Origin of the sequence: uncultured Sphaerotilus sp. (assembly GCF_963924895.1) — a bacterium.
Lineage (GTDB): Bacteria > Pseudomonadota > Gammaproteobacteria > Burkholderiales > Burkholderiaceae_C > Sphaerotilus.
In genome coordinates, this window is the sequence record NZ_CAWURG010000049.1 from 13,783 (window position 1) to 38,525 (window position 24,743).

Genomic DNA, 24,743 nt, shown 5'->3' on the forward strand with positions numbered 1-24,743 from the left:
CATCACAACGATGTTCGATGGCTGATCGTTGAAATCAGCGATACCCATTGGCCGACGCGTGGACGGCGCTGATGGTCATGGCACCGTTCACAGACTCGCCGTGATCCCGCCATCCACGTACAGGATGTGCCCGTTCACGAAGCTGGAGGCGTCCGACGCCAGGAAGATCGCCGCCCCGCCCAGTTCCTCCACATCGCCCCAGCGGCCCGAGGGCGTGTGCGCGGTCAGCCAGGCGGTGAAGGTGGGGTCGGCGACCAGCGCGCTGGTGAGTTCGGTCTTGAAGTAGCCGGGGCCGAGGCCGTTCACCTGGATGCCGTGTTTGCCGAGGTCGATCGCCATGCCCTTGGTCAGCATCTTCACCGCGCCCTTGGTCGCCGCATAGGGCGCGATGCCGGGGCGGCCGAGTTCGCTCTGGACCGAGCAGACGTTGATGATCTTGCCCCGCCCGCGCGGGATCATGCAGCGCGCCACCGCCTGCCCGACGAGGAAGACGCTGTCGATGTTGGTGGTGGTGATGCGGTGCCAGGCGTCGAGCGGGAACTCGGCAAAGGGCGCGCGGTGCTGCATGCCGGCGTTGTTGACGAGGATGTCGATCGGGCCGACCTCCTCCTCGATGCGCGCCACGCCGGCCTGCACCGCGTCGGCATCGGTCACGTCGAAGGCGAAGGCCTGCGCGTCGATGCCCTGCCCCGCCAGCGCCAGCCGGGTTTCCTCCAGCCGCTCGGCGTCGCGGGCATTGAGCACCACCCGGGCACCTGCCGAGGCCAGCGCGCACGCCAGCGCCAGGCCGATGCCCTTGCTGGATCCGGTGATGAGGGCGATGCGGCCTGTCAGGTCGAAAGGGTTGGCTCTAATCATCATACGAAAGTATAGTGCCGCGCAGCACCCCGAGGAGATCCGATGACTGACGACACCACAACCGAGGACACCGTCGGGCGCCCGCTGCGCCTGCGCTGCCTGTGCCTGATGATCCACGCGCCGGACGACCTGCGCCTCGAGGAGCGCGACGCGGGCGAGATGGCCCCGGGGCAGGTGACGGTGCAGGTCGGCATGGGCGGCATCTGCGGCTCGGACCTGCACTACTTCCACCACGGCGGCTTCGGCACCGTGCGCATCCAGCGGCCGATGGTGCTCGGCCACGAGATCGCGGGCACAGTCGTCGCGGTCGCGCCGGACGTGACGCGGGTGCAGGTCGGCGACCGGGTGGCGGTCAACCCGAGCCGGCCGTGCCGCGCGTGCAAGTACTGCCTGGAGGGCCTGCCGAACCAGTGCCTCGACATGCGCTTCTACGGCAGCGCGATGCGCGATCCGCACATCGAAGGCGCGTTCCGCAACCTGCTGGTCTGCGACGCGGTGCAGTGCGAGACCGTGGCGGCCAGTGTGCCGCTGTCGCTGGCGGCGCTGGCGGAGCCGTTCTCGGTCGGGCTGCACGCGGTGTCGCGGGCGGGGTCGCTGCTGGGCAAGCGGGTGCTGGTGTCGGGCTGCGGGCCGATCGGCTGTCTGGCGATCGCGGCGGCGCGGGTGCATGGCGCGGCCGAGATCGTCGCGGTGGACGTGACCGACGAGACGCTGGCGGTCGCCCAGGCCATGGGCGCCGACCGGACGATCAACGTCGCCACCGACACCGACTGGGTCGCGCGCTACAGCCCGGACAAGGGCACCTTCGACGTGATGATCGAATGCTCAGGCAACGAGCGGGCGCTGCGCGCAGGGCTGGACGTGATGCGCCCGCGCGGCGTGGTGGTGCAGCTCGGCCTGGGCGGCGATGTGAACATCCCGCAGAACCTCATCGTCGCCAAGGAACTGAGCCTGTGCGGCAGTTTCCGCTTCCATGCGGAGTTCGCGCTGGCGGTGCGGCTCATCAACGAGGGGCGGGTGGATCTGCGGCCGATGGTGACGCGGACCTTCCCGCTGGAGCAGGCGCGGGAGGCGTTCGAGCTGGCGAGCGATCGGCGCAAGGCGATGAAGGTGCTCATCGACTTCGAGGCTTGAGCGGTCAGACGGCCTCGCCGGCTCGCCGCAGCACCTCGCGCACCAGCACATCCGACAGGAAATACCCCTCGGCTTTCATGCGCGCCAGCACGGGCGCCACCGCCGGCAGCAAGCCCTTGCGCCTGGCCTGCAGGAGCACGCCCGCGCTGCCCACGACCGCCAGCCCTCGACGCTGGGCGACCTCTCGGCCCAGTCGCTCATCCATCAGCACCGTGGCCTGGAGTTCCAGCGCCAGCGCGATGGCGGCCGTTTCTCCCGCGTCCAGTGAGGGAAGCGGACGCAGCGCGGACAGGGCCAGCGCATCGTCCAGCACCCGGATCCAGCCCTGCGCCTGGGCTTGCTGCAAGGCGGGCGCACCGGGCCGATCGCCGGTCTCCGTGCATTCGCGCCACACGGTGCGCGGCACCACCACCCCACCCGTCACCCCCCACAGCACGGCCAGTTGTTCCACCCGGGCGAACACGATCAACGGGCTGCTGTCGGCCACCAGCACAACGCCAGCGGAACGGACCTTCATCCGCGCGGGCCGAGGGTGTCCAGTGCCGCCAGCTCCTGGTCCAGCGCCTCTGCCGGGTAATCCACCGCAGGGACACCGGCATCGGCGAGCTGCTGCATGAAGCGGAACTTGTCCTGTTCGGCAAACCGCGCGGCCTTGGCCAGACTGAGCACCCCGTCCTGGAACAGCTTCATCGCCAGCGCGACCCGGACACCGTGCTGCAGCATCGGCTCGTCCAGCGGCACGGCCACGAACACGGGCTGGCCGTGTTTGGCGACCACGCTGAGGTGGCCGGCCTCGGCCTCGCGGATGAGTTCACCCGTGCGGTCACGCAGGTCGCGTACGGAGAAGGTCTGCATGGGGCACCTCTTGGATGTTCGGGATGGTTTGGCCAAGGCCATGCGGAAAATATTTACCGCTACTTGATGGCACAAACTGGATTGTGCGCTGATTCCCGGGAAGTGGAACGGTTTCACTCCGGCCCTCCGCAGAGCCGGTGCCCAGTCTCTATAGTCCGGCCACCCTCTCCCTCAGCCCCAGCACAGGACAGCCCATGAAGACCTACGCGATCGCAACCATCCCGGGCGACGGCATCGGCAAGGAGGTCGTGCCCGCCGGCCAGCAGGTGCTCCAGGCACTGGCCGAGTCCGGCATTGGCAACACCTTCCGCTTCGCCTTCGAGAACTTCGGCTGGGGCGGCGACTACTACCGCGCCCACGGCGTGATGATGCCGGCCGATGGGCTGGACGCGCTGCGGGGCAAGGACGCGATCCTGTTCGGTTCGGCCGGCGACCCGCAGATCCCCGACCACATCACGCTGTGGGGCCTGCGCCTGAAGATCTGCCAGGGCTTCGACCAGTACGCCAACGTGCGCCCGACGCGCATCCTGCCCGGCATCGACGCACCGCTGAAGCGCTGCCGGCCCGAAGACCTGAACTGGGTGATCGTGCGCGAGAACTCGGAAGGCGAGTACTCCGGCGTCGGCGGCCGCGTCCACCAGGGCCACCCGATCGAGGTCGCCACCGACGTGACGATGATGACCCGCGTCGGCGTCGAGCGTGTCATGCGCTTCGCGTTCAAGCTGGCGCAGAGCCGGCCGCGCAAGCTGCTGACCGTCGTGACCAAGAGCAACGCGCAGCGCCACGCGATGGTGATGTGGGACGAGATCGCCGCGCAGATCGCGCTGGAGTTCCCCGACGTCAAGTGGGACAAGGAGATCGTGGACGCCTGCACTGCGCGCATGGTCAACCGCCCCGCCACGCTCGACACCCTCGTCGCGACCAACCTGCACGCCGACATCCTGAGCGACCTGGCCGCCGCACTCGCCGGCAGCCTGGGGATCGCGCCGACCGGCAACATCGACCCCGAGCGCCGCTACCCGTCGATGTTCGAGCCGATCCACGGCTCCGCCTTCGACATCATGGGCAAGGGACTGGCCAACCCGGTCGGCACCTTCTGGAGCTGCGTGATGCTGCTGGAGCACCTCGGCGAACCCGAAGCCGCCCAACGCCTGATGGCCGCCATCGAAGCCGTCACCGCCAATCCCGCGCTGCACACCGGCGATCTGGGCGGCACGGCCACCACCGCCGCGGTGACGCAGGCGGTGTGCGAGTTGCTGGCGCGTTAGTGCCCGCCTCCGAGATACGCCGCCTTGACGGCCGGGTCGTTGCGCAGCTTCTCCGCCGGACCGTGGACGTTGATGATGCCGTTCTCCAGCACATAGCCATAGTCGGCCACCGCCAGCGCGGCGGCGGCGAACTGCTCGACCAGCAGCATCGTCACGCCCTCGCTCTTCAGGCGGGCGATGATGCGGAAGACCTCCTCGACCAGGATCGGCGCCAGGCCCATCGAGGGTTCGTCGAGCAGCACCACGTCCGGGTTCAGCATCACCGCACGGGCCATGGCCAGCATCTGCTGCTCGCCGCCGGAGAGCGTGCCGGCGAGCTGCTGGCGGCGCTCCTTCAGGCGCGGGAACAGCTCCATCGCCCGCTCCAGATCCTGCGCGACATCGCCGCGCGGCCGGGCACCGGTCATGCGCGGGAAGGCGCCGAGCAGCAGGTTGTCCGCCACCGTCATCGTCGCGAAGACACGGCGGCCTTCCGGTGAATGCGCCAGGCCGCGCCGGGCGATGTCGAAAGGTTCCTTGCCGTCGATGCGCTCGCCATTGAGCGTGATCTCGCCGCCGGTGGGCGCGATCATGCCGCTGACGGCGCGCATCGTCGTGGTCTTGCCGGCGCCGTTGGAGCCGATCAGCGTCACGACCTTGCCGCGGGGGACGTCGATGGAGATGCCGTGCAGCACCTGGACCTTGCCGTAGCCGGCGCTGAGGTTCTTGATGGTCAACATGGGGGGATCCTCTGGGTGCCGGTCAGGCCGCCTGGCCGCCGAGGTAGGCTTCGATGACCTTTTCGTCGGCCTGCACCGCCGCGGGCACGCCCTCGGCGATCTTCTGGCCGAAGTCGAGCACCGAGACGGTGTCGCACAGGCTCATCACCACGTCCATGTGGTGCTCGATCAGGATCACGGTCACGCCGTGTTCGCGGATCTTCTGGATGATCGCCAGCAGCTCCTTGATGTCGGGCGCGGTCAGGCCGGCGGCCGGCTCGTCGAGCAGCAGCAGTTGCGGATCCAGCGCCAGCGCGCGGGCGATTTCCAGCAGGCGCTGCTTGCCATACGGCAGGTTGCGCGCTTCTTCGCCGGCCAGATCGGACAGGCCGACGAAGCGCAGCAGGCCAATCGCCCGCGCCGTGGCATCGCCGTGCTCGCGCAGGTAGCGCGGCAGGTGCAGCGCGACCTCGGGCAGCGTGCTGTGGAAGGTGTGGTGCAGGCCGACCATCACGTTCTGCAGCGCGGTCATCTCGCCGAAAAGCTGCACGTTCTGGAATGTGCGTGCGATGCCCGACAGCGCGATGTCCGACGAGGTGCGGCCTGCCTGCGCGGTGCCGGCAAAGCTGACGCTGCCGGCGGTCGGCACATAGATGCCGGTGAGCACGTTCATCATCGTGCTCTTGCCGGAGCCGTTCGGGCCGATCAGGCCGTGGATGGTGCCGCGGCGGATGGTCAGGTCGACGTTGTTCAGCGCCTTCAGGCCGCCGAACTGCATCAGGATGCCCTTGGCTTCGAGCAGCGTGCCGCCATCGCCACGGCCGGTGGCCTGGCTGAGTGCGTCGCCGCTCGGGGCCATCTGCGCGGCCTCGTCGGCGTCGGTGGCGCCGTGGCCACGCAGGTTCAGCGCATTGCGCACGAAGCCGACGATGCCGTCCTGCAGGTAGTACACGACGAAGAGCGTGATCAGGCCGAACACCGACAGGCGCCAGTCGGTCATGGTCTGCAGCACGAACGACAGCCCGGCCAGCGCGATGCTGCCCACCACCGGAATCACCGCGTCCTTCAGCGTCATCTTGCCGCGCTGGTAGGCCACCCCGACCGCCACCGTCACCAGCACCGCCAGCAGCACCGAGACGATGCGGAACAGGCCCAGGTCATCGAGCAGCTTGGGCAGCAGCACGATGATGGTGGCGCCCAGCAGCGCGCCGGTGCGGGTCTTGCGGCCGCCCATGATCACGGCCAGCAGGAAGAGCACGGTCTGCTCGAAGTTGTAGGTGTTGGGCGAGATGTACTGCTCGGAATACGCATACAGCGCCCCGGCCAGACCGGCCAGACCGGCGCTGATGACGAAGGCGTAGACCTTGTACTTGTAGACCGACACGCCCATGCAGTCCGACGCGACCGGGCTGCCGCGCAGCGCCTCGAACGCGCGGCCCAGGTGGGAGCGCAGCACGCGGTGGACGAAGATCAGCGAGGCCAGCAGCATCACCACCACGACCCAGTAATACTCGGTCTCGTCCAGCCGGTGGCCGAACAGGCTGGGCTTGGTCAGCGTGATGCCCATCGGACCTTCGGTGAGGAAGGTCATCTCGTTGATGAGGATCTGGATGATGGTGCCGAAGGCCAGCGTCACCATCGCCAGGTAGGGCCCGCTGACGCGCAGCGCCGGCAGCGCCAGCAGCGCGCCGAAACCGGCGGTGAACGCGATCGCCGCCGGCAGCGTGAGCCACAGCGAGGCGTCGAGCTTCATCACCAGCACACCAGCCGTGTAGGCGCCGATGCCGAACAGGCCGGCGTGGCCCAGCGAGACCTGGCCGGTGTAGCCGACGACGATGTCGAGGCCGAACAGCACGATCGCGTAGATCATGATGGTCTCGACCAGGTGGATGTAGTACGGGTTGCCGACCGCGACCGGGAAGGCGACCAGCGCCGCCACCGCGACGGCGGCGGCAATGAGTTGTTGGGGCTTCATGGGGGGTTCAGACCTTCTTGATCGCCGACTTGCCGAACAGACCCGCGGGCTTGACGGCCAGCACGATCAGCAGCAGCACCAGACCGGGCACATCCTTGTAGCCGGTGGAGAGATAGAAGCCGGTGGTCGTCTCGGCCACGCCGAGGATGACGCCGCCGACCACGATGCCCATGCCGCTCGTCAGGCCGCCGATGATGGCGACCGCGAAGGCCTTGAGACCAAGCACCGAGCCCATCGTGGCGCCTGTGAGCGTCAGCGGCGCGATCAGCACGCCGGCGAAGGCGGCGGTCAGCGACGACAGCGCGTACGAGAAGGTGATCACCAGACCGGTGTTGATGCCCATCAGCTTGGCGGCGTCGCGGTCATTGAAGGTGGCGACGACGGCCTTGCCGTAGATGGAGCGGCGGTTGAACAGCTCCACCGCCAGCATCATCAGCAGCGCGCCCACCACCACCAGGATCTCCATCGGCAGCACGTTGGCGCCCAGGAAATGCAGCGGCGCTTCCGGCAGCGGCGACGGGAACTTCAGGTCGTCGCGGCCCCAGACGTTCTCGGCCACGTTCTTGAAGATGATGCCGAGCGCGATGGTGGACATGATCCAGCCGAACTCGGACTTCATCTTGATGGCGGGCCGCACGCCGATGCGCTCGACCACCGCGCCCTGCACCACGCCGAACAGGCAGACCAGCGGGATCATCAGCCAGTAGTTGACGCCCCAGCCGACCAGCGACAGCCCGACCAGCGCGCCCAGCATCAGGGCGTCGCCCTGGCCGAAGTTCAGCGTGTCGGAGGTGGCGAAGGTGAGCTGGTAGCCGAAGGCGATGACGGCGTAGATCATGCCCAGCGCGATGCCGCTGAACACGAGTTGAGTGAAGATCTGCATGGCAGGGTCCGGTGGCGCAAAGCCGAGAAGACGAACGCAGGCCGCCGGGGAAGGCCCGGCGGAGGTAGACAGAAAAAGGAGAAGCGGGCCGGCCTGAACAGGCCGCCCGCGGGCTCAGCGCGTCACTTCTTGACGGTCAGCGCGCCCTTGGCGTTCACGTCCTTGACGCGCACTTCCGCGGCCTTCTTGAAGTCGCCGTCGTAGGCGTAGACCACGCGCTGGCCCTTGACCTCGCCGAACACCGGGATGTTGGCGGTGATGGCCTCGTGGTCCTTGGCGGTGAAGGGCTTGTTGTAGGTCGTCACCACGCCGTCGACCGGCGTCTTCAGGTCTTCCAGCGCGGCCTTGATCTTCGGGCCGTCGGTGGAGCCGGCCTGCTTGATGGCCGCAGCCAGCAGGTAGACCGAGTCATAGCCCTGGGCGGCCGACACCGGCGAGTCGATGCGGGCGTTCTTCGGGTTGAAGGTCTTCAGGTAGCTGATGATGAAGGACTGGCGCTTGGGCGTCGTCGGCTCCTGGATGAAGGTCTGCGGCATGCGCGCGCCTTCACCGCCGGGGCCGGCGTTGTCGATGAAGTTGGCCATCGACAGGGTCCACGAGCCGATCATCGGCACCTTCCAGCCCAGCTTGGTCATGCCGTTGGCGATCTGCGCCAGCTCCGGGCCGATGGCGTAGGTCAGGACGGCCTCGGCGCCGGCTTCCTTGGCCTTGAGCAGCTGCGGGGTCATGTCCACGTCCTTGACGTTGAACTTCTCCACCGCCACCGCCTTGATGCCCTTCAGTTCAAGTGCCTTCTCCAGGTCGGTGCGGCCGAGCTGGCCGTAGTTGGTCGAGTCGGCCAGGATCGCGACCTTCTTGAAGCCGCGGCGTGCGACGGCTTCTTCCACGATCATCGGCGCCTGGATGCTGTCATGCGCAGCATTGCGGAAGATGTAGTTCTCGGCCTGGTCGTCGAACTGGTGGGTGATCAGCGAGCCGGTGGCGACGTTGTTCATCACCGGGATCTTGGCTTCCTGGTAGAAGCGCTGCGAGGCCAGGGCGACGCCGGTGTTGATGTAGCCCACCGTGGCGGCGACCTTCTCCTTGTTGATCATTTCCTGGGCGATCTGCACGCCACGCTCGTTCTTGGCTTCGTCGTCACGCTCGACGAGCTGGATCTGGCGGCCCAGCACCCCGCCGGCCTTGTTGATCTCGTCCGTCGCCAGACGCACACCGTCGCGCATGCTCACGCCCATCGACGACGAGCCGCCCGTGAACGGGCCGGACACGCCGATCTTGATCGGCTCGGCCGCGTGGGCCAGGGTCAGCGCGCTGGCCAGGGCCAGGGTGGTGAAGGCGATGCGGATGGGCTTGGCAACGGGGTTCATGGGGCAGTCTCCGGGCGGTGGTTCGAGTTGAAATCCTGAACCGCAGTGTCTGCCTCGTCCCCGCCTGCCGCTACCGTCTGACTACGCACGCCGGTCTAGCGGCTTTACGCAAACGTAAACCCCATCAGCACAAACCCTGACGGGTATTACCCACCCCGCCCCGCGTGCTCCACCGCGTACTTGATCAGCTCGGCCTGCCCGGCCAGATTGAGCTTGCGGCGGATGCTCTGGCGGTGCGACTCGACGGTGCGCACGCTCAGGTCGAGCGCGCTGGCGATGACCTTGCTCGGGTGGCCCTGGCCGAGAAAGGTCAGGATCTGCTGCTCGCGGTCGGAGAGCATCGGCCGGGCCTGCGGCGCGCGGAACAGCGCCTGCGCCACCGAGGGGCTCAGGTAGGTGCCGCCGGCGTGCACCGTGCGGATCGCGCCGACGATCTCGGCCGAGCGTGAATCCTTCAGCACATAGCCGCGCGCGCCGGCCTTGAGCGCGCGCTGGGCGTGTTCGACGCCGTCGTGCATCGTCAGCATCAGCACCGCGCGCTCCGGGTTCTCGTCGATCAGGCGGGCGGCGAGTTCGATGCCGTTCTCGCCCTTCATGCCGATGTCCATCAGCACGACGTCGGGGTGGTGGCTGCGGGCGCGCTCCAGCGCTTCGGCACCGGTGCCCGCCTCGGCCACCACCTCCAGGTCGTCGACCAGACTGAACACGGCCTTCAGCCCATCGCGCACGACGGCGTGGTCGTCGACGATCATCAGTCGGATGCGGGCAGGAGACATGGGTGTCGGTCTAGGAACGGGCGAAGCGCAGGATCGCGGCTTCGGACACTTCAGCGAGCACCACCGTCGCCCCGGGCCGCGACTGCACGACCAGTTGGCCATCGATCGAGGCCAGGCGTTCGCGCATGTTGCGCAGGCCGATGCCACGACTGGGGTGGCGCAGGACGGCCTCGGTGTCGAAGCCGGTGCCATTGTCCCGCACGCGCAGCAGCACGCCGCCCGTGGAAAACACCAACTCCAGCGCCACCTGCGAGGCCCGGGCGTGCTTCTGGATGTTGGTCAGCGCCTCCTGCGTGACGCGGAACAGCACCGTCTTGATGTCGTCCGGCAGATCGAAGGGCTCGCCGTCGACCTCCATCGTGAACGCCGTGCCGGAGAGCGACCACATCTCGTCGGCGAGCTGCCCCAGCGCGGCGCTGAGGCCCAGCGTGTCGAGCATGACCGGGCGCAGCCGGTGCGACATGCCGCGCACCTCCGTCAGCGCATCGGCCAGCCGGTCGACCGCGCGGCCGAGCGCGGCGCGGGTCACCGTTTCCTCGGGCGGCAGGCGGTCCATCGCCGCCTCGGTGAGCAGCTTGATCGACACCAGGGTCTGGCTGGTGCCGTCGTGCAGTTCGCGCGAGAGGTGGGCGCGTTCGGCCTCCTGCGAGCCGACCACCTGGCGCGCCAGCAGGGTGAGCTTGGCGTCGGCCAGACGCAGTTCGTGCAGGCTCAGCCACAACCCTCCGCCGAAGATCAGCAGCAACCCGCCGCCCATGATCAGGCCGATCCAGCGCATGGTGGAGGCCGTGCTCGCGGCCAGCGCGAGGTTCAGATCGGCGACCACGCGGTCGATGTCGTCGACGTAGACCCCCGTGCCGAACCACCAGTTCCAGCGCGGCAGCGGGGTGACGTAGGCGATCTTGGGCGCCAGGTCCTGGGTCGAGGGCTTGTTCCAGCTGTAGTCGACGAAGCCGCCGCCGGTGCGGGCGAGGTCGCGCATCGCCAGGATCGGGTAGCGGCCCCGTTCATCCTTGAGCTGGAGCAGGTTGCGCCCGACCAGCCCCGGCTGGCGCGGGTGCATCAGGTTGATGCCGTCGAAGTCGTAGAGGAAGAAGTAGCCGTCGCTGCCGTAGTCGAGCGCGGCGAGCTGGCGCATGGCCTGGGCCTTGATCTCGTCGTCGTCGCGGCCGGTGTTGTAGAGCGGGCTGAGCGTGGACAGCGCCAGCGCGGCGAAGTGGCGCAGCTCGGCGCGCGAGGCCTCGATGTAGGCCTTGCGCACCAGGGCCTCCTGCCGCTGGGCCAGCAGCTGCTCCTGCTGGTGCTGGGCCATCACGATCAGCCCGCCGGACGCGATGAGCGGCACCATCGCCAGCAGCATGACCTTGAGCTTGAGCCGCACGGTCAGAACTCGCCGGCCGCGCCGCGGTCCACCATGGCCCGGATGGCGTCCCGCACCCTGCTGGTCTCGGCCTTCAGCTCGGGCGGCATGCGCCGGCCCATGCGGGTCATCATGTCCATGTTCAGCGTGTAGAGCCACAGCCCGTCCCCGCGCTCCATCACCGTGACGCGGCAGGGCAGGAAGGCGGCCATGTTGGGCGAGAAGTCGAGCATGCGCCGCGCCGTGGACGGGTTGCAGTAGCTGTAGACCTGGAGGAAGGGCTGCGGCTGGCCGGTGCGCGCCTCCAGCTCCTTCGACAGCGGCAGCTCGCCGACGGCGCGCAGGTTGTACTCGGCGGCGACGCTGGCAAAGGCCTGCTCGATGTGCGCGACCGTCACCCCCGGCGCGGCGCGGCGCTCCCAGGTCGTCGCCACGGCGATGTCGCCGCCGCTGTCGACCCAGCGGTCCCAGATCTGCAGGGCTTCGCTGCCGGCACCCGCCTCGGTCTGGCCGATGGCGCGCACGGTGCCGCAGCCGGTCAGCCACGCCAGCAGGCTGGCGCACAGGACGAGGCGCATCGACAGGGACACAGCAGTTCGGGTCATCGGCGGGGTTCGCGCAGGCGGGGAGAACAGGCACAGAGCACAAGGGGGTCGGGCGAGTGTACGCAGAGCGCGTGGTCGGCGCATTCAAGCTTTCACGGTGGGTGGTCGATAGCACCGACACCAGCTCCGGCCGCCAACAACCCACCGCCATGCCCGCTTCCGCACTCTTTCCCGTCCGCAGGCACCCTGTCCGCCGGAACGTCACCGCCTGGCTGGCTGCACTGGGTCTGCTGGCGGTGCTGCCTGCGCAGGCCGCCGAAGAGCTGCGCATCGGCGGCACGGGCGCCAGCCTGGGGGCCATGCAGCGCCTCGGTCGGGCTTTCATCGCCGCCAGGCCGGACGTGCATGTCACCGTGCTCCCGAGCATGGGCAGCGGCGGCGGGATCAAGGCAGCGATCGCCGGCCAGCTCCAGATCGGTCTCAGCGCCCGCCCGCTCAGCAGCGCGGAAACCGCGGCCGGCGCCACCGCCACCGAGTACGGCCGCACCCCCTTCGTGTTCGCCACCGCCCTGCGGCGCCCGATCACTGGCGTCACCTCCGCCCAGCTGGTCGACTTCTATGCCGGTCAGGTCGAGCAGTGGCCCGACGGGACGCGCGTGCGGCTGGTGATGCGGCCCGTCGGCGATGCCGACAGCGAACTCGTCAAGACGCTCTCGCCCGCCATGGCGCAGGCCAAGGGGCTGGCGGAGCAGCGCAAGGGCATGGCCTTCGCGGTGACCGACCAGGAAGCGGCCGACAGCATCGAGAAGATCCCCGGTGCGATCGGCACGACCACGCTGGCCCAGATCCTCACCGAGCAGCGCCCGCTGCGGGCGCTGACGCTGGACGGCATCGTGCCCGACATCCGCAGCATCGCCGATGGCCGCTACCCGCTGCACAAGGTGCTGTACCTGGTGACGGGCCCGCAGGTCACACCGGTCACCGAGGCCTTCATCGGCTTCCTGCGCTCGCCGGCCGGCCGCGACATCCTGCGCCAGACAGGGCACTGGGTCCGATGACCGTCAGGCAGTCTGCGGACATGGCGTCGCGCAGCGAGCGCCGGCTGCACGCGCTGGCCCACGCCCTGGCGGCGCTGGTGGCGCTGGCGATTCCGCTCAGCGTGTTCGGCCTGCGCTACTCGGCACTGGCCTCGGCGGTCGAGACTCGCCTGGCCGTCAAGGCCGAGCTGGTCAACCAGCTGATCAGCCACTCGCCGGACATGTGGCGCTTCGAGGAGCACCGGCTCACCGAACAGCTCAACCGCCTGCCCGCCGAACTCCCGGACGAAGCCGCCCGCGTCGTGACCGCCGACGGTCAGGTGGCCGCCCAGTCCACGCACCAGTTGCCGAGTCTTTATCTGGGACGCAGCACCGCCCTGTTCGACGCCGGCCTCGAGGTCGGACGGGTCGAGATCCGCCAGTCCCTGCGCGGCGTGCTGGTCGACACGGGCGTGGCCGCCCTGTCCGGTCTGCTGCTGGGTGGCCTGCTGGCCAGGCTGCTGCGCCGCTTCCACCAGCGCGATCTGGCCATGCGCGACCGCCTGCGCGACCAGCAGGAGCGCGCCAGCGTGACGCTCCACTCCATCGCCGACGCCGTGATCACCACCGACCGCGACGGCCGCGTCGACTACCTCAACCCGGTCGCCGAACGCCTGACGCAGTGGACGCTCGACGAGGCCCGGGGCCGCCCCCTGGTCGAACTCTGCAGCTTGATCGACGAGCGCACGATGACGGCGATCGATGCACCGATCCAACAGGCCCTGCACGACGGCCAGGGCGGCTCGCTCGAGGTGGAAGAACTCGCGCTCGTCCGGCGCGACGGGACCACGCTGGCGATCGAGGAGTCGGTCGCACCGCTGCGCGGCGGCGGCGGCGCGGTCATCGGCGCGGCCTGGGTGTTCCGGGACGTCACCGTCACCCGCCGCATGGCGCAGCGCATCTCGTGGGCGGCCACCCACGACCCCCTCACCGGGCTGGCGAACCGGCGCGAGTTCGACCTGCGGGTCGAGACCGCCATCGCCAGTGCCCGCACCGACGGGCGGGTCCACGCTGTCTGCTACATGGACCTCGACCAGTTCAAGGTCGTCAACGACACCTGCGGACACGCGGCCGGCGACGCGCTGCTGCGCCAGGTGGCCACGCTGCTCGCCCAGCGCCTGGGCCGGCAGGACACGCTGGCCCGCCTCGGCGGCGACGAGTTCGGCGTCCTGCTGCAGGACTGCCCGCTGGCGCAGGCCCGCGAGGTCGCCAGCCGGCTGCTCGACGTGCTGCGCGAGTTCCGTTTTCCGTGGGAGGGCAAGGCCTTCACCGTCAGCGCCAGCCTCGGGCTGGTCGTGCTGGACGCCGAGGTGCGCGACCGCGCCGACGTGTTCAGCGCCGCCGACACCGCCTGCTACTCGGCCAAGGAGCAGGGGCGCAACCGGCTCTGCGTCTTCCACCGCAGCGACCGCGACATGGCGCAGCGGCGCACCGAGATGGACTGGGCCGGTCGCCTGACCCGCGCGATGGAGGAAGACCGGCTGTGCCTGCACTACCAGCCCTACCTGCAGCTCGGTCCGGAAACCGGCGGTCGCCAGCACATCGAGATGCTCATCCGCCTGATCGACGAGGACGGCACGCTGGTGCCCCCCGGCTCCTTCCTGCCGGCGGCCGAGCGCTACAACCTGATGCCGGCCATCGACCGCTGGGTCATCGGCACGGTGTTCAGCCGCTACCACGACCTCGTCGCGCAGATGGGCCACCCGCTGACCTGTGCGATCAACCTCTCCGGCACGACGCTGAACTCCGAGGGCCTGCTCGACTACATCCGCCTGCAGGCCGCGCAGCACGCGCTGCCGCGCGGGGCGGTCTGCTTCGAGATCACCGAGACGGCCGCGATCAACAACCTGCACCTGACGGCGCAGTTCATGACCGACGTGAAGGTGCTGGGCTTCAGCTTCGCGCTCGACGATTTCGGCATCGGCACCAGCTCCTTTGCCTACCTGAAGACGCTGCCGGTCGACTACCTGAAGATCGACGGCAGCTTCGTGCGCAACATCACCACCGACCCGATCGACCGCGCCATGACCGAGACCATCAACCGCATCGGCCACCTGATGGGGCTGCAGACGGTGGGCGAGTTCGCCGAATCGGCGGAGGTGATCGGCGAGTTGCGTGCACTCGGGGTCGACTACGCGCAGGGCTACGGCGTGCAGCGCCCGCAGGCGCTGCCAGCCCCCTTGCCGGCCCGCGGCTCAGAGTTCAGGCCCCTCGCTGGCGACCTGGCCGCTGACCCAGCGCTGCAGCAGGGCGGGAGCCCCGTCGTCCATCAGCACCTGCTCGCGCCGGCACAGGTTGATCAGGTTGCCGACGAGTCGGTATGACAGCGTCGGCACGTCGTCCTCGCCTTTGCCGAACTCGTGGCCGCACAGCAGCAGCCCGCGCAGCACCCAGTTGACCGATTCGCGGCTGACGTCGTGGCCGGTCTCGCGCAACTGGTCGCGCACCCGCTTGCCGGTGTCGTTGAGCTGGAAGGGCTCGGCGGCCACATCGGCGGCCACCGCCTCGAACAGCGCCCGGAAATCGCGCGGCGACAGCAGCGGCACGCCGGTGGTGTCGTGCACCTGGCGGATCAGCGCCAGCAGGGCCGGCTCGATGCCCCAGTCCGCCGCGTCGAAGCTGCTCCGGACCGCCGACGATGGCGCCCGCAGCACATGGCGCACCGGGTCGTAGAGGTGCCCGCCCGACGCAGTCCAGTCCAGCACCAGCGGCGCCAGCGCCAGTGACTCCAGGAAACGGCGGAAACCGCCCTGCCCCAGCCAGTCCGGCGAGAGCCCGGGGTATTCGTGCATCAGACGCGAGGCCAGACGGGCACACGGCACCGGCAGATCCGCCCGCGCCACCTCGGCGCGAATACGCTCGACCAGGGCGTCTGCGGTCGGCAAGGGCTGTGCGGCGGGTGCAGGTGCGGGGGCGGGGGCGGATGTCGGTGCGGCGTTCAGCGTCGCTGATGTGAACGGTGTGGACAGCGGCGACCCATCCGGCTGCGAAATCACCGGCAGCGGCGGCTCGTCGAACTCGCGCACGCCCATGCCCAGCGCGTCGCGCACGAACAGGTCGGTGTCGATCAGCAGATCGGCCGACGCGCGGTAGGCCGCCGAGGGGAAGCCCACCGCCAGCACCGTCGTGCGGCGGTCCCAGCGGCGCAGCTTGCGCAGCACGGGCGTGAAGTCGGCGTCGGCGGAGAAGACGATGAACTCGTCGTAGTGCACCTGGTGCTGCAGCAGGTCGACCATGTCCAGCACCATGTGGATGTCGGTGCTGGTCTTGCCCTCGCTGGTCATCGCCGGGCAGTCGACGATCTCGAAGCCGCCGTGGTTGAACGAGGGCCGGAAGCGCTGGTAGACCTGCGGATTCAGGTAGACGCGGCGCACCAGCAGGCGGCGCTGCGCGTTCGCAGGTGCGCCGTCCGGCAGGGCCAGATCCTTGATCAGCCACTGCACCCACTCCAGCGGCTGGCGGCCGAAACGCTCGGCGATCATCGGGTCGAGCTTGCGCAGGCCCGAGTACACATTGTCGAAATCCACGAACAGGGCCGACTTCATCTTGTTGTCCAGTAGCTGTTGTTCTGCATCATCAGGGGAGGCGTCAACCCTGCAGTGTAAGAAGATCCGCCCATGAACACCCACATCGATGACCTGCTCACCCGGATGCAACACCTCGAAGCGGAGCTGGAAGCCGAACTCGCACGCCGGCGCAACGAGATCGAGTTCGTGGTCGAGAACCGCCGCGTCAAGTTCGCGCAGGAGGTGATGCAGTTGCACCGCCAGCACAAGGTCGGGCTGTGGCACTACCTCGCCCAGAGCAGCCTGGCCACGGTGCTGACGGCGCCGGTGATCTATGCGGGCTTCATCGTCTTCGCGCTGATGGACCTGTTCGTCACCCTCTACCAGGCGGTCTGCTTTCCGGTCTACGGCATCCCCAAGGCGCGCCGCAGCGACTACATCGTCTTCGACCGCACCGACCTGCCCTACCTGAATCTGATCGAGAAGCTCAACTGCTTCTACTGCTCGTACGGCAACGGCGTGGCGGCCTACCTGCGCGAAGCCGCGGCGCGCACCGAGCAGTACTGGTGCCCGATCAAGCACGCCCGGCGCGTGATCGCGGCCCACGACCGCTACCCGCGCTTCTTCGAATACGGCGACGCGCAGTCCTACCGCGAAGGGCTGGAGCGGCTGCGCCGGCTCTACGACACCCCCAGCGGCGAGGCCCCCGCAGCACCGGCAACGCCCCCCGAGCCACCCGCGGAACCGCCAGCCGCCTGATTCCCGCGGAAGCGCAGCAGCGCCCGCACGAAGCCGTGGTCGCTGCGCGTGCGGTCGCGGCCCTCGTGCAGGTGGTCGTTGAAGTACTCGACCCGGCGCACGTCGCCGAGCGCGAACTTCGCCGTGCTGACCAGTTCCTCGCTGACCCAGATCTGGTCGAGCAGGTCCGGCCAGCCCTGGAAGACGTGCGAGTACGCCATGTCGCGGCGCAGCGCCGGCTCGCTCTGCACGTCGTAGGCGTGGAACAGCGCGACATCGCGCGCCTTGCGGTCGTAGGCCACGGCCTGGGTGGCCGCGATGAGCTGGCTGGTCACCGACTGGGGGCCGTCGTTCATGTCGCCCAGCAGCACCAGCGGATCGCGCGTGCGGTGGATCAGGTCGGTCACCAGGCCGCGCAGCGCCGCCGATTCGGCCCCGCGCTGGATGAGCGAGCGCAGCGAGGCCCGGGCGACGACCCGCGGATCGCTGCGGTCCTCCAGTTCCACGCCGGCCGCGTCCTGCAGGAACTTGGGGCGCTTGGACTTGAGGTGCGTGACCAGCACATGCAGGAGCTGCCCGCGTTTCGTGCGCAGCGCGGCGTGCAGCACCGGGCGCTCGAAGCGGGTCTGCAGGCCGATCTCGGGCACGGTGACCGCCTCGCCGGGCGCGAAGTCGGCGATGCTGCGCACCGACTCGACCGCCAGCCGCGTGACCAGCCCGACGCGTGGCGTGCCCTCGGCCCCGGTTTCCGCGCCGGGCACCAGCGCCTGTGGTGGACGCAGGCCGCTGCGGGCCACGGCCGCCTTGAGCGCGGCCTCGTCCCACACCTCCTGCACGCCGATCACGTCCGCGTTCAGGCGGCGGAACATGCCGCCCAGCCAGTCCAGCTTGCGCTCGTACTCGCTCGTGCCGTAGGGCTCCTGGTTGGGGTAGAACACCCGCGCCGGCAGGGCCAGATTGAGCAGATTGCAACTCGCGACCTGCAGGGTGGCCCAGTCGGGTGCGTTGGGGATCTCGGGAGGCAGCGCTTCGTTCATGCCCCGAAGTCTGCGGGACTTGATGCACGTCAGCAATCTGTATTGCAGGCGGAGTACCGTTTGCGCTCGAACTCGAGCCCCGATTCCGGAATCCCGATCCACCCCTGGAGGAAGACACCCATGACCCGCGAAGTATTCATCGTCAGCGCAGCCCGTTCGGCCATCGGCACCTATGGCGGTACCCTCAAGGACACGCCGCTGGTCGATCTGGCCACCACCATCGTCAAGGCCGCGCTGGAGCGCAGCGGCGTGCCGGCCGACGCCGTCGGCCATCTGGCGATGGGCACCGTCGTCACCACCGAGCCGCGTGACTGCTACCTGAGCCGCGTGGCCGCCGTGAATGCCGGCTGCCCGCAGGAAACGCCCGCCTTCAACGTGAACCGCCTGTGCGGTTCGGGCCTGCAGGCCATCATCTCGTCGGCCCAGGCCATCCTGCTGGGCGACTGCGAAGTCGCCATCGGCGCCGGTGCCGAGAACATGAGCCGCGGCGCCTACCTGCTGCCGACCAACCGCTGGGGCGCCCGCATGGGCGACGCGCAGGTGATCGACCTGATGGTCGGCGCGCTGCACGACCCCTTCCACAAGATCCACATGGGCATGACGGCCGAGAACGTGGCCGACAAGTACGGCATCACGCGCCAGATGATGGACGAGCTGACCGTCGAGAGCCACCGCCGTGCGGCGCAGGCCATCGCCGAAGGCCGCTTCACCAGCCAGATCGTGCCGATCGAGATCAAGACCCGCAAGGGCATGGTCCCCTTCCTGATCGACGAGCACGTCAAGGCCGACACCACGATGGAAAGCCTGGGCAAGATGCGCCCGGCCTTCAAGAAGGACGGCATGGTCACCGCTGGCAACGCCTCGGGCATCAATGACGGCGCTGGCGCGGTCGTGCTGGCCAGCGGCGAAGCGGTCAAGGCCCACGGCCTGAAGCCGCTCGCCCGTCTGGTGACCTACGCGCACGCTGGCGTGGACCCCAACATCATGGGCATCGGCCCGGTGCCGTCGACCCGCATCGCGCTGAAGCGCGCCGGCCTGTCGATCGCCGACATGGACGTGATCGAAGCCAACGAAGCCTTCGCCGCACAGGCCTGCGCCGTGTCGAAGGAACTCAACCTCGACCCGGCCAAGGTCAACCCGAACGGCTCGGGCATCTCGCTGGGCCACCCGATCGGCGGCACCGGCGCGATCATCACGACCAAGGCCCTGTACGAACTGCAGCGCATCAACGGCCGCTACGCGCTGGCCACGATGTGCATCGGCGGCGGTCAGGGCATCGCGGCGATCTTCGAACGCTGCTGATCCACGGCCTCAGGCCACAGCACGCAGGAAAAGCCGGGCCGAAAGGCCCGGCTTTTTTTCGTCCGACCGGACACGGAACGGATCAGTTGTACTTGGCGCGGCCAGCGATTTCCTGGGCATGCAGCGCCGCAGCGCGCAGATCGGCCGCATACGACGGCTGGGTCGCCTCGTAGCTGTTGGCCCATTCGATCAGCTCTTCAGCGGTGCGCGGCTCGTAAGGCCGGCCGGCTTCAGCGATGCGCGTGGCCAGCTTGTGCAGCGCATTGGCCGTGGCATCAACGAGGGACACCGCGAACGAACGGGCGGTGGTGGCAGTCGCAGAGACATTGGTAGCGGGAACGAGAACCATCGACATTTCAAACTCCTTAGGGTTAACCCTTGGTTAGACGGAGTATCGGGTAAACCCTAGATATGCTGTTAGGTCATTGTGTGAATCATTGATATACGATTTGTGAATGAATTTCCGCACCCTCGACCTCAACCTGCTGCGCGTGTTCGACACCGTGATGGCCGAGCGCAACCTGACCCGCGCCGCCGACCGCCTCGCCATGACGCAGCCCGCGGTGAGCAATGCGCTGCGCCGGTTGAAGGACGCCGTGGGCGAGACGCTGTTCACCCGCGCCGCCTTCGGCGTGGTGCCGACCGCCCGGGCCGACGCGCTCTGGCCCGAGGTGCGCACGGCGCTGGCGCAGCTGCGGCACGTCTTCGAGCCGACCGACTACGACCCGGTCCACCAGCCGCGCACCTTCGCGCTGGCGATGGCGGACGCGGCCTCGGCGCTGCTGCTGCCGCCGCTGGTGCAGCGCCTGCAGGCCCAGCGCGCGCTGGCGGACCTGCGCGTGCTGCCGCTGATCACGCGCGACCCGACACCGCTGCTCGACCGCGGCGAAGCCGATCTGGCGATCGGGCATTTTCCGGAGCTGGTGTCGCGGCAGGTCACGCTCGGCGCCAACGCACCGCTGCGCCACCAGCGGCTCGACGCGAGCGAACACGTCTGCGTGATGCGGCGCGGGCATCCGCTGGAGGCCGTGGAGTTGACGCTGGCGGACTACTGCGCGGCGGAACACCTGCTGGTGAGCTTTTCCGGGCGGGCACACGGACAGGTCGATGAAGCGCTGGCCGGGCTGGGGCTGCAGCGCCGGGTGGTGCTGGCGGTGAACCAGTACTTCACCGCGGGGCGGGTCGTCGCACGGACCGATCTGCTGACGGTGATGCCACGCGCCTTCCTGGCCGTCACCGGGGCGGCGGAGGACCTGGTGTGCCGGCCGCTGCCGGTGAAGCTGCCGCCGCTGCAGTTGCAGATGGTGTGGCACCGGCGGCATGACATCGATCCGGCGCACCGGTGGCTGCACCAGCAGATGATCGAGGCCAGCGCCAGCCACAACCCTGCCGACGCATGATCAGCCGACCCAGCCCCACCATCGCCATCCACGCCGAGGCCCCTCCCAAGCCGGCCTGGGGCGCCCCCTGCAACGGCTGTGGCGTGTGCTGCCTGAGCGTGCCCTGCCCCATCGGCATGGTGCTGAGCGGCCGGCGCAGCGGCGCCTGCACCGCGCTGGTGTGGGACGACACGCAGGCGCGTTACCTCTGCGGCGTGCTGGTGGGCCGGCGCGACGTGCTGCCAGCCGGCTGGCGGCCGCTGGGCGGCTTGCTGCAACGCGGCGCACGGCGGATGATCGCGGCCGGTGTCGGCTGCGACTGCGACATCGAACTGGACGATGTGAACGACGACACCCCATGACCCTGCCCACCTGCTCTACCGCCGCGGCCCTCGCGCTGGCCTGTTCGACCGCCCTGGCCCAGACCGACGAGTTTCCGCGCTGTCTGGCCGACCTGAAACCCGCCGCGCTGGCCGCGGGCGTGCGCGGCGACACCTACGACCGCCACACCCTGGGCCTGACCGCCGACCTGACGGTGATCGACAAGCTGAACGTCCAGCCCGAGTTCAAGACGCCGATCTGGGACTACCTGGCCGGGCTGGTGGACGACGAGCGGGTCGCGCAAGGCCGCGCCCTGCTCGTGCAGCACGCCGCCGTGCTCGCGCAGGTGCAGCAGCGCTACAGCGTCGATCCGGCGACCGTCGTGGCGGTGTGGGGCGTGGAGAGCAACTTCGGGCAGACCTTCGGCAAGTACCCGCTGGTGCAGGCGCTGGGCACGCTGTCGTGCATCGGGCGGCGCCAGACGTATTTCCGCGGCGAGCTGTTCGCCACGCTGCGCATCCTGCAGGCCGGGCACATCGCGCCGGAGCGGCTGGTCGGCTCGTGGGCCGGCGCCTTCGGGCACACGCAGTTCATGCCGAGCACCTTCGAGCGGCTGGCGGTGGATTTCGATGGCGACGGGCGGCGCGACCTGATGGACAGCGTGCCGGACGCGCTGGCCTCGACCGCCAATTTCCTGGCCAAGGCAGGCTGGCAGGGCGACCGGATGTGGGGCTGGGAGGTGCGGCTGCCAGCGGGGTTTTCCACCGCCGGACAGGGTCGCAAGATCCGGCAGCCGCTGACCGCCTGGGCGGCGGCCGGATTGCGGCTCGCGGATGGCAGTCCCTTGCCGGCGGGCGCCGAACCGGCCGGACTGATGACGCTGGCGGGGCCGACCGGGCCGGCCTTCCTGGTGACGCGCAACTTCGATGCGCTCTACAGCTACAACGCCGCCGAGAGCTACGGGCTGGCGATCGCGCACCTGTCGGACCGGCTGCGCGGCGGCGGGCCGTTCACGACGCCGTGGCCGACCGACGATGCCGGCCTGTCACGCGCCGAGCGCCGCGAGGTACAGACGCTGCTGTCGGCGCGCGGCCACGACATCGGCGAGGCGGACGGGATGCTCGGCGACCGCAGCAAGGCCGCGGTGCGCACCGAGCAGGCCCGCCTCGGCCACGAGGTCAACGGGCGGGCCGGTCAGCGGCTGCTGAAGGCACTGCGGGCGGCGGCTCCACCGGCCGCGCCGGCAGCCCCCGAGCCGGTCACACCGCTCATGCCTTCTTCTTCGAGCGATCCGGCACGACCGTCGTGACCGTGGGACGCACGGGATCGGACGACATCGGCTTCGGCGGCGACGTGTCCTTCTTCGGTTTCTTGGTTTCCTTGCTGCTGCGCTGGCCTTTGGGCATGGTGATCTCCGTTCGATACAGGGTGGGGTTCATGGCGCGGCGATGTGCCGGTCATGGGGCTATCGTACGCTGCCCGCGACGCGGCGCGCGGGATCGGTCACAGTGACGGCCATGTCCTCTGAAGCTCCCACCGCCGCCCCCACCGCCGCCCTCGCCGACGCACTCCGGGAAGCCCGCCTTCTCGCCGCTGCCCGCCCGTGGACCCTCCCCACGCCCGCCACCGAAGCCGAAGCCACGCAACTGCTCGCGCTGCTCGCCGCCACCGCCGCCCTGCCCGCCCCCGAGATCGAGGCGCAGCCGGATGGCGCCCTCCACTTCAACTGGGAAGCCGGCGAGCGGGGTTGGGTGACGCTGTCGGTGGACGGCCACGCCCTGCTGACGCACAGCGCGGTGATCGACGGCGACGAGTACACACTCGCCGAACCGTGGGATGGCGAGTCGCTCACCGACTGGGCCGCCGAGGTGCTGCGGCGGCTGTGGACGCCGTCCGCTCAGCTGGGCAGGACTGGCGACTCGCCCGGCGCCCAGCCGAAGGCCACATAGGCGCGCACGAACGGCGGCTTGAGCGCAGCAGCGGCCTTCAGCAACTCGGCATCGCTGGCGCCGCGCAGGGCCATCGACAGGCGGCTCAGGGCCTCGGTCTCTTCGGCCAGGGCCTTCCGGAGCTGGGCCTGGCGTGGCGCAGACAGGCCGTAGGCAGCCGGATCGATGGTGACTTGTTCCAGGCCACGCCACAGTGCACGGGCCTTGGCGTAATCCGCCTCCATCGCGGGGCGCTGCACCGTGGTGGCGTTCGCCAGCGCCTCCATCGCACCGTGGTAGGCGGTGTAGTGGTCCAGCGCGTAGTCGATGCCGAGCGACTGGCGCGCCTCGAACATCGCTTCGCGCACATGCTCCAGCGTCGCGTGCGAGTCCTCCCACTGGCGGCGGGTGACCTGCTGGCTGGCTTCGGTCAGGCTGCGTCCGACCTTGTCCAGTGCGGCGGTCCAGACCTTGGCCCCGGGCAGCGCCGCCGCCAGTGCCACGCGGCGGGTTGGCCAGTCGGCGAGCAGGCGCTGCATCGAGGCCTCGGCCTTCGCTGGACCCTCAGGGCTCTTGCCGGCACTGCCGGTCAGGAACAGCGCGGGGATGTAGACCGCGTCGAACGCGACCATCGCCGAACGGGCTGCGTCCTTCAGCGGCGCGGCGGTCTCGGCCGCCACCGCCGGCAGTGCGTGCACCAGAGGCAGCAGCGCCAGCGCAGCCAGCAGCTGGCGTCGGGCGGTGGGGCCAGCGGCCACGGTCGGCAGGAGGAAAGGCATGGTGTTCTCCGGTGGATGCAGATGGAGGTGCATCATGCGTCACATACCCCATGCCGTATTGATGCAACGCAAACCAGCCGACCGATCGCCGCTGGCGCAAAATCGCCCGATGAAACCACCCAAAAGACTGCAATCGCTGATCGAGGAAGGTCTCATCGACACGGTCGTGCGCCAGTTGATGAGCGGCAAGGAAGCCACGGTCTATGTCGTGCGCAGCGGCGAGGACACGCGCTGCGCCAAGGTCTACAAGGAAGCGACCAACCGCAGCTTCCGGCAGGCCGTGGACTACACCGAAAACCGCAAGGTCAAGAACACCCGCCAGGCCCGCGCCATGGCCAAGGGCACCCGTTTCGGCCGCGAGGCGACGGAAGCCGCCTGGCAGAGCGCCGAGGTCGATGCGCTCTACCGGCTCGCCGCCGCGGGCGTGCGCGTGCCGAAACCGCACCTGTTCCTGGACGGCGTGCTGCTGATGGAACTCGTGACGGACGAACACGGCGACGCCGCGCCGCGCCTCAACGACGTCGAATTCACCCCCGAAGACGCCCGCCGCCACCACGCCACGCTGATCGCCGAGGTGGTGCGGATGCTGTGCGGTGCGGGCGTGGTGCACGGCGATCTGTCGGAGTTCAACATCCTGCTGGCCGCGGACGGGCCGGTGATCATCGACCTGCCGCAGGCCGTGGACGCTGCGGGCAACAACCACGCCAAACGGATGCTGCTGCGCGACGTGGAGAACCTGCGCAACTTCTTCGGCCGCTTCGCGCCGGAGTTGCTGCGCAGCGACTACGGGCACGAACTCTGGGCGCTGTACGAGCGCGGCCTGCTGCGCACCGAGACGCCGCTGACCGGCCGCTACGTCCACAAGCACGGGCCGGTGGACGTCGGCAGCGTGGTGCGCGAGATCGACGACGCCCGGGCCGAGGACGCCGCGCGGCGCCTGCGGATCGCAGGAAACTGA

General features: G+C 69.3%; 25 protein-coding genes and 1 pseudogene. 11 read left to right on the forward strand and 15 right to left on the reverse strand.

Features of this window, described 5'->3' with window-relative positions:
• Positions 1 to 87: 87 nt before the first annotated feature.
• Positions 88 to 858 (reverse strand): glucose 1-dehydrogenase, encoded by a 771-nt coding sequence (locus AABN02_RS17750; protein WP_338416240.1) that lies wholly within the window; start codon positions 856 to 858, stop codon positions 88 to 90.
• A gap of 84 nt (positions 859 to 942) precedes the next feature.
• Between AABN02_RS17750 and AABN02_RS17755 the strand changes: the two genes are divergently transcribed.
• Positions 943 to 1,992 (forward strand): L-idonate 5-dehydrogenase, encoded by a 1,050-nt coding sequence (locus AABN02_RS17755; RefSeq protein ID WP_338416321.1) that lies wholly within the window; start codon positions 943 to 945, stop codon positions 1,990 to 1,992.
• A 4-nt stretch (positions 1,993 to 1,996) separates the two neighbouring features.
• Here the strand turns inward: AABN02_RS17755 and AABN02_RS17760 are convergent, their stop codons facing one another.
• Positions 1,997 to 2,509 carry a DUF3368 domain-containing protein gene (locus AABN02_RS17760; protein WP_338416241.1) on the reverse strand — a complete coding sequence of 171 codons (513 nt, stop codon included), beginning with the start codon at positions 2,507 to 2,509 and terminating at the stop codon, positions 1,997 to 1,999.
• Positions 2,506 to 2,847 (reverse strand): type II toxin-antitoxin system prevent-host-death family antitoxin, encoded by a 342-nt coding sequence (locus AABN02_RS17765; protein ID WP_338416242.1) that lies wholly within the window; start codon positions 2,845 to 2,847, stop codon positions 2,506 to 2,508. The genes AABN02_RS17760 and AABN02_RS17765 overlap by 4 nt, the downstream gene beginning before the upstream one ends.
• 194 nt (positions 2,848 to 3,041) lie before the next feature.
• On the opposite strand from AABN02_RS17765, the gene AABN02_RS17770 reads away from it, so the two are divergent.
• On the forward strand, positions 3,042 to 4,115 hold the full coding sequence (locus AABN02_RS17770) for a tartrate dehydrogenase (protein ID WP_338416243.1): 1,074 nt from the start codon (positions 3,042 to 3,044) through the stop codon (positions 4,113 to 4,115).
• Here AABN02_RS17770 and AABN02_RS17775 read toward each other — a convergent pair.
• The 7 genes from AABN02_RS17775 to AABN02_RS17805 all read right to left on the reverse strand — a co-directional run bounded on the left by AABN02_RS17775 (position 4,112) and on the right by AABN02_RS17805 (position 11,779).
• Positions 4,112 to 4,834: an ABC transporter ATP-binding protein gene (locus AABN02_RS17775; protein WP_338416244.1), complete on the reverse strand. Its 723-nt coding sequence runs from the start codon at positions 4,832 to 4,834 to the stop codon at positions 4,112 to 4,114. The two genes, AABN02_RS17770 and AABN02_RS17775, sit on opposite strands and share 4 nt — an antisense overlap.
• 22 nt (positions 4,835 to 4,856) lie before the next feature.
• The gene (locus AABN02_RS17780; protein ID WP_338416245.1) at positions 4,857 to 6,788 is read right to left on the reverse strand and encodes an ATP-binding cassette domain-containing protein; all 1,932 of its coding nucleotides are present in this window, start codon (positions 6,786 to 6,788) and stop codon (positions 4,857 to 4,859) included.
• A 7-nt stretch (positions 6,789 to 6,795) separates the two neighbouring features.
• Positions 6,796 to 7,671 carry a branched-chain amino acid ABC transporter permease gene (locus tag AABN02_RS17785; RefSeq protein WP_338416246.1) on the reverse strand — a complete coding sequence of 292 codons (876 nt, stop codon included), beginning with the start codon at positions 7,669 to 7,671 and terminating at the stop codon, positions 6,796 to 6,798.
• A 122-nt stretch (positions 7,672 to 7,793) separates the two neighbouring features.
• The gene (locus AABN02_RS17790) at positions 7,794 to 9,038 is read right to left on the reverse strand and encodes an ABC transporter substrate-binding protein (protein ID WP_338416247.1); all 1,245 of its coding nucleotides are present in this window, start codon (positions 9,036 to 9,038) and stop codon (positions 7,794 to 7,796) included.
• A gap of 146 nt (positions 9,039 to 9,184) precedes the next feature.
• The gene (locus AABN02_RS17795) at positions 9,185 to 9,814 is read right to left on the reverse strand and encodes a response regulator transcription factor (RefSeq protein WP_338416248.1); all 630 of its coding nucleotides are present in this window, start codon (positions 9,812 to 9,814) and stop codon (positions 9,185 to 9,187) included.
• Between the two features lie 10 nt (positions 9,815 to 9,824).
• A complete protein-coding gene (locus AABN02_RS17800; RefSeq protein WP_338416249.1) occupies positions 9,825 to 11,195 on the reverse strand; it encodes a cache domain-containing protein in 1,371 nt (456 codons plus the stop codon).
• A 2-nt stretch (positions 11,196 to 11,197) separates the two neighbouring features.
• Positions 11,198 to 11,779: a DUF302 domain-containing protein gene (locus AABN02_RS17805; RefSeq protein ID WP_338416250.1), complete on the reverse strand. Its 582-nt coding sequence runs from the start codon at positions 11,777 to 11,779 to the stop codon at positions 11,198 to 11,200.
• 149 nt (positions 11,780 to 11,928) lie between these two features.
• Here AABN02_RS17805 and AABN02_RS17810 point away from each other — a divergent pair, with 149 nt between their 5' ends.
• Together AABN02_RS17810 and AABN02_RS17815 are read left to right on the forward strand one after the other, a co-directional pair.
• On the forward strand, positions 11,929 to 12,777 hold the full coding sequence (locus AABN02_RS17810; protein WP_338416251.1) for a substrate-binding domain-containing protein: 849 nt from the start codon (positions 11,929 to 11,931) through the stop codon (positions 12,775 to 12,777).
• Positions 12,778 to 13,286: 509 nt separating this feature from the next.
• Positions 13,287 to 14,945, forward strand: a pseudogene (locus tag AABN02_RS17815) (EAL domain-containing protein); the annotation flags it as partial.
• Between the two features lie 45 nt (positions 14,946 to 14,990).
• Here the strand turns inward: AABN02_RS17815 and AABN02_RS17820 are convergent.
• Positions 14,991 to 16,340: an NYN domain-containing protein gene (locus tag AABN02_RS17820; protein WP_338416252.1), complete on the reverse strand. Its 1,350-nt coding sequence runs from the start codon at positions 16,338 to 16,340 to the stop codon at positions 14,991 to 14,993.
• Positions 16,341 to 16,412: 72 nt separating this feature from the next.
• Here AABN02_RS17820 and AABN02_RS17825 point away from each other — a divergent pair, with 72 nt between their 5' ends.
• Positions 16,413 to 17,060 carry a hypothetical protein gene (locus AABN02_RS17825; RefSeq protein ID WP_338416253.1) on the forward strand — a complete coding sequence of 216 codons (648 nt, stop codon included), beginning with the start codon at positions 16,413 to 16,415 and terminating at the stop codon, positions 17,058 to 17,060.
• On the opposite strand, the gene AABN02_RS17830 is transcribed toward AABN02_RS17825, so the two are convergent.
• On the reverse strand, positions 16,982 to 18,076 hold the full coding sequence (locus AABN02_RS17830) for an endonuclease/exonuclease/phosphatase family protein (RefSeq protein ID WP_338416254.1): 1,095 nt from the start codon (positions 18,074 to 18,076) through the stop codon (positions 16,982 to 16,984). The genes AABN02_RS17825 and AABN02_RS17830 overlap by 79 nt on opposite strands.
• A 120-nt stretch (positions 18,077 to 18,196) precedes the next feature.
• On the opposite strand from AABN02_RS17830, the gene AABN02_RS17835 reads away from it, so the two are divergent.
• On the forward strand, positions 18,197 to 19,378 hold the full coding sequence (locus AABN02_RS17835) for an acetyl-CoA C-acyltransferase family protein (protein ID WP_338416255.1): 1,182 nt from the start codon (positions 18,197 to 18,199) through the stop codon (positions 19,376 to 19,378).
• 82 nt (positions 19,379 to 19,460) lie between these two features.
• On the opposite strand, the gene AABN02_RS17840 is transcribed toward AABN02_RS17835, so the two are convergent.
• The gene (locus tag AABN02_RS17840; RefSeq protein ID WP_338416256.1) at positions 19,461 to 19,733 is read right to left on the reverse strand and encodes a hypothetical protein; all 273 of its coding nucleotides are present in this window, start codon (positions 19,731 to 19,733) and stop codon (positions 19,461 to 19,463) included.
• A gap of 100 nt (positions 19,734 to 19,833) precedes the next feature.
• Between AABN02_RS17840 and AABN02_RS17845 the strand changes: the two genes are divergently transcribed.
• From AABN02_RS17845 to AABN02_RS17855, 3 genes are read left to right on the forward strand one after another with little or no spacing between them, the layout of a single operon-like run.
• Positions 19,834 to 20,778 (forward strand): LysR family transcriptional regulator, encoded by a 945-nt coding sequence (locus AABN02_RS17845; protein WP_338416257.1) that lies wholly within the window; start codon positions 19,834 to 19,836, stop codon positions 20,776 to 20,778.
• Positions 20,775 to 21,119, forward strand: coding sequence for a hypothetical protein (locus tag AABN02_RS17850; protein WP_338416258.1), 345 nt, complete (start codon positions 20,775 to 20,777; stop codon positions 21,117 to 21,119). Before AABN02_RS17845 ends, AABN02_RS17850 begins: the two co-directional genes overlap by 4 nt.
• The gene (locus tag AABN02_RS17855; protein WP_338416259.1) at positions 21,116 to 22,387 is read left to right on the forward strand and encodes a lytic murein transglycosylase; all 1,272 of its coding nucleotides are present in this window, start codon (positions 21,116 to 21,118) and stop codon (positions 22,385 to 22,387) included. Before AABN02_RS17850 ends, AABN02_RS17855 begins: the two co-directional genes overlap by 4 nt.
• Here the strand turns inward: AABN02_RS17855 and AABN02_RS17860 are convergent.
• Complete coding sequence (locus AABN02_RS17860) at positions 22,347 to 22,517, reverse strand: hypothetical protein (RefSeq protein ID WP_338416325.1); 171 nt, start codon at positions 22,515 to 22,517, stop codon at positions 22,347 to 22,349. The two genes, AABN02_RS17855 and AABN02_RS17860, sit on opposite strands and share 41 nt — an antisense overlap.
• Positions 22,518 to 22,595: 78 nt before the next feature.
• Between AABN02_RS17860 and AABN02_RS17865 the strand changes: the two genes are divergently transcribed.
• Complete coding sequence (locus AABN02_RS17865) at positions 22,596 to 23,027, forward strand: hypothetical protein (protein ID WP_338416260.1); 432 nt, start codon at positions 22,596 to 22,598, stop codon at positions 23,025 to 23,027.
• On the opposite strand, the gene AABN02_RS17870 is transcribed toward AABN02_RS17865, so the two are convergent.
• Complete coding sequence (locus AABN02_RS17870) at positions 22,976 to 23,785, reverse strand: hypothetical protein (RefSeq protein WP_338416261.1); 810 nt, start codon at positions 23,783 to 23,785, stop codon at positions 22,976 to 22,978. The two genes, AABN02_RS17865 and AABN02_RS17870, sit on opposite strands and share 52 nt — an antisense overlap.
• Positions 23,786 to 23,894: 109 nt before the next feature.
• Between AABN02_RS17870 and AABN02_RS17875 the strand changes: the two genes are divergently transcribed.
• Complete coding sequence (locus AABN02_RS17875; RefSeq protein ID WP_338416262.1) at positions 23,895 to 24,743, forward strand: PA4780 family RIO1-like protein kinase; 849 nt, start codon at positions 23,895 to 23,897, stop codon at positions 24,741 to 24,743.

Excerpts from the sequence above, each read along its gene's own strand:
- AABN02_RS17750 (WP_338416240.1), bottom strand. The coding sequence starts at position 858 with ATGATTAGAGCCAACCCTTTCGACCTGACAGGCCGCATCGCCCTCATC.
- AABN02_RS17760 (WP_338416241.1), bottom strand. The coding sequence starts at position 2,509 with ATGAAGGTCCGTTCCGCTGGCGTTGTGCTGGTGGCCGACAGCAGCCCG.
- AABN02_RS17765 (WP_338416242.1), bottom strand. The coding sequence starts at position 2,847 with ATGCAGACCTTCTCCGTACGCGACCTGCGTGACCGCACGGGTGAACTC.
- AABN02_RS17770 (WP_338416243.1), top strand. The coding sequence starts at position 3,042 with ATGAAGACCTACGCGATCGCAACCATCCCGGGCGACGGCATCGGCAAG.
- AABN02_RS17775 (WP_338416244.1), bottom strand. The coding sequence starts at position 4,834 with ATGTTGACCATCAAGAACCTCAGCGCCGGCTACGGCAAGGTCCAGGTG.
- AABN02_RS17780 (WP_338416245.1), bottom strand. The coding sequence starts at position 6,788 with ATGAAGCCCCAACAACTCATTGCCGCCGCCGTCGCGGTGGCGGCGCTG.
- AABN02_RS17785 (WP_338416246.1), bottom strand. The coding sequence starts at position 7,671 with ATGCAGATCTTCACTCAACTCGTGTTCAGCGGCATCGCGCTGGGCATG.
- AABN02_RS17790 (WP_338416247.1), bottom strand. The coding sequence starts at position 9,038 with ATGAACCCCGTTGCCAAGCCCATCCGCATCGCCTTCACCACCCTGGCC.
- AABN02_RS17795 (WP_338416248.1), bottom strand. The coding sequence starts at position 9,814 with ATGTCTCCTGCCCGCATCCGACTGATGATCGTCGACGACCACGCCGTC.
- AABN02_RS17805 (WP_338416250.1), bottom strand. The coding sequence starts at position 11,779 with ATGACCCGAACTGCTGTGTCCCTGTCGATGCGCCTCGTCCTGTGCGCC.
- AABN02_RS17810 (WP_338416251.1), top strand. The coding sequence starts at position 11,929 with ATGCCCGCTTCCGCACTCTTTCCCGTCCGCAGGCACCCTGTCCGCCGG.
- AABN02_RS17820 (WP_338416252.1), bottom strand. The coding sequence starts at position 16,340 with ATGAAGTCGGCCCTGTTCGTGGATTTCGACAATGTGTACTCGGGCCTG.
- AABN02_RS17825 (WP_338416253.1), top strand. The coding sequence starts at position 16,413 with ATGAACACCCACATCGATGACCTGCTCACCCGGATGCAACACCTCGAA.
- AABN02_RS17830 (WP_338416254.1), bottom strand. The coding sequence starts at position 18,076 with ATGAACGAAGCGCTGCCTCCCGAGATCCCCAACGCACCCGACTGGGCC.
- AABN02_RS17835 (WP_338416255.1), top strand. The coding sequence starts at position 18,197 with ATGACCCGCGAAGTATTCATCGTCAGCGCAGCCCGTTCGGCCATCGGC.
- AABN02_RS17840 (WP_338416256.1), bottom strand. The coding sequence starts at position 19,733 with ATGTCGATGGTTCTCGTTCCCGCTACCAATGTCTCTGCGACTGCCACC.
- AABN02_RS17845 (WP_338416257.1), top strand. The coding sequence starts at position 19,834 with ATGAATTTCCGCACCCTCGACCTCAACCTGCTGCGCGTGTTCGACACC.
- AABN02_RS17850 (WP_338416258.1), top strand. The coding sequence starts at position 20,775 with ATGATCAGCCGACCCAGCCCCACCATCGCCATCCACGCCGAGGCCCCT.
- AABN02_RS17855 (WP_338416259.1), top strand. The coding sequence starts at position 21,116 with ATGACCCTGCCCACCTGCTCTACCGCCGCGGCCCTCGCGCTGGCCTGT.
- AABN02_RS17860 (WP_338416325.1), bottom strand. The coding sequence starts at position 22,517 with ATGAACCCCACCCTGTATCGAACGGAGATCACCATGCCCAAAGGCCAG.
- AABN02_RS17865 (WP_338416260.1), top strand. The coding sequence starts at position 22,596 with ATGTCCTCTGAAGCTCCCACCGCCGCCCCCACCGCCGCCCTCGCCGAC.
- AABN02_RS17870 (WP_338416261.1), bottom strand. The coding sequence starts at position 23,785 with ATGCCTTTCCTCCTGCCGACCGTGGCCGCTGGCCCCACCGCCCGACGC.
- AABN02_RS17875 (WP_338416262.1), top strand. The coding sequence starts at position 23,895 with ATGAAACCACCCAAAAGACTGCAATCGCTGATCGAGGAAGGTCTCATC.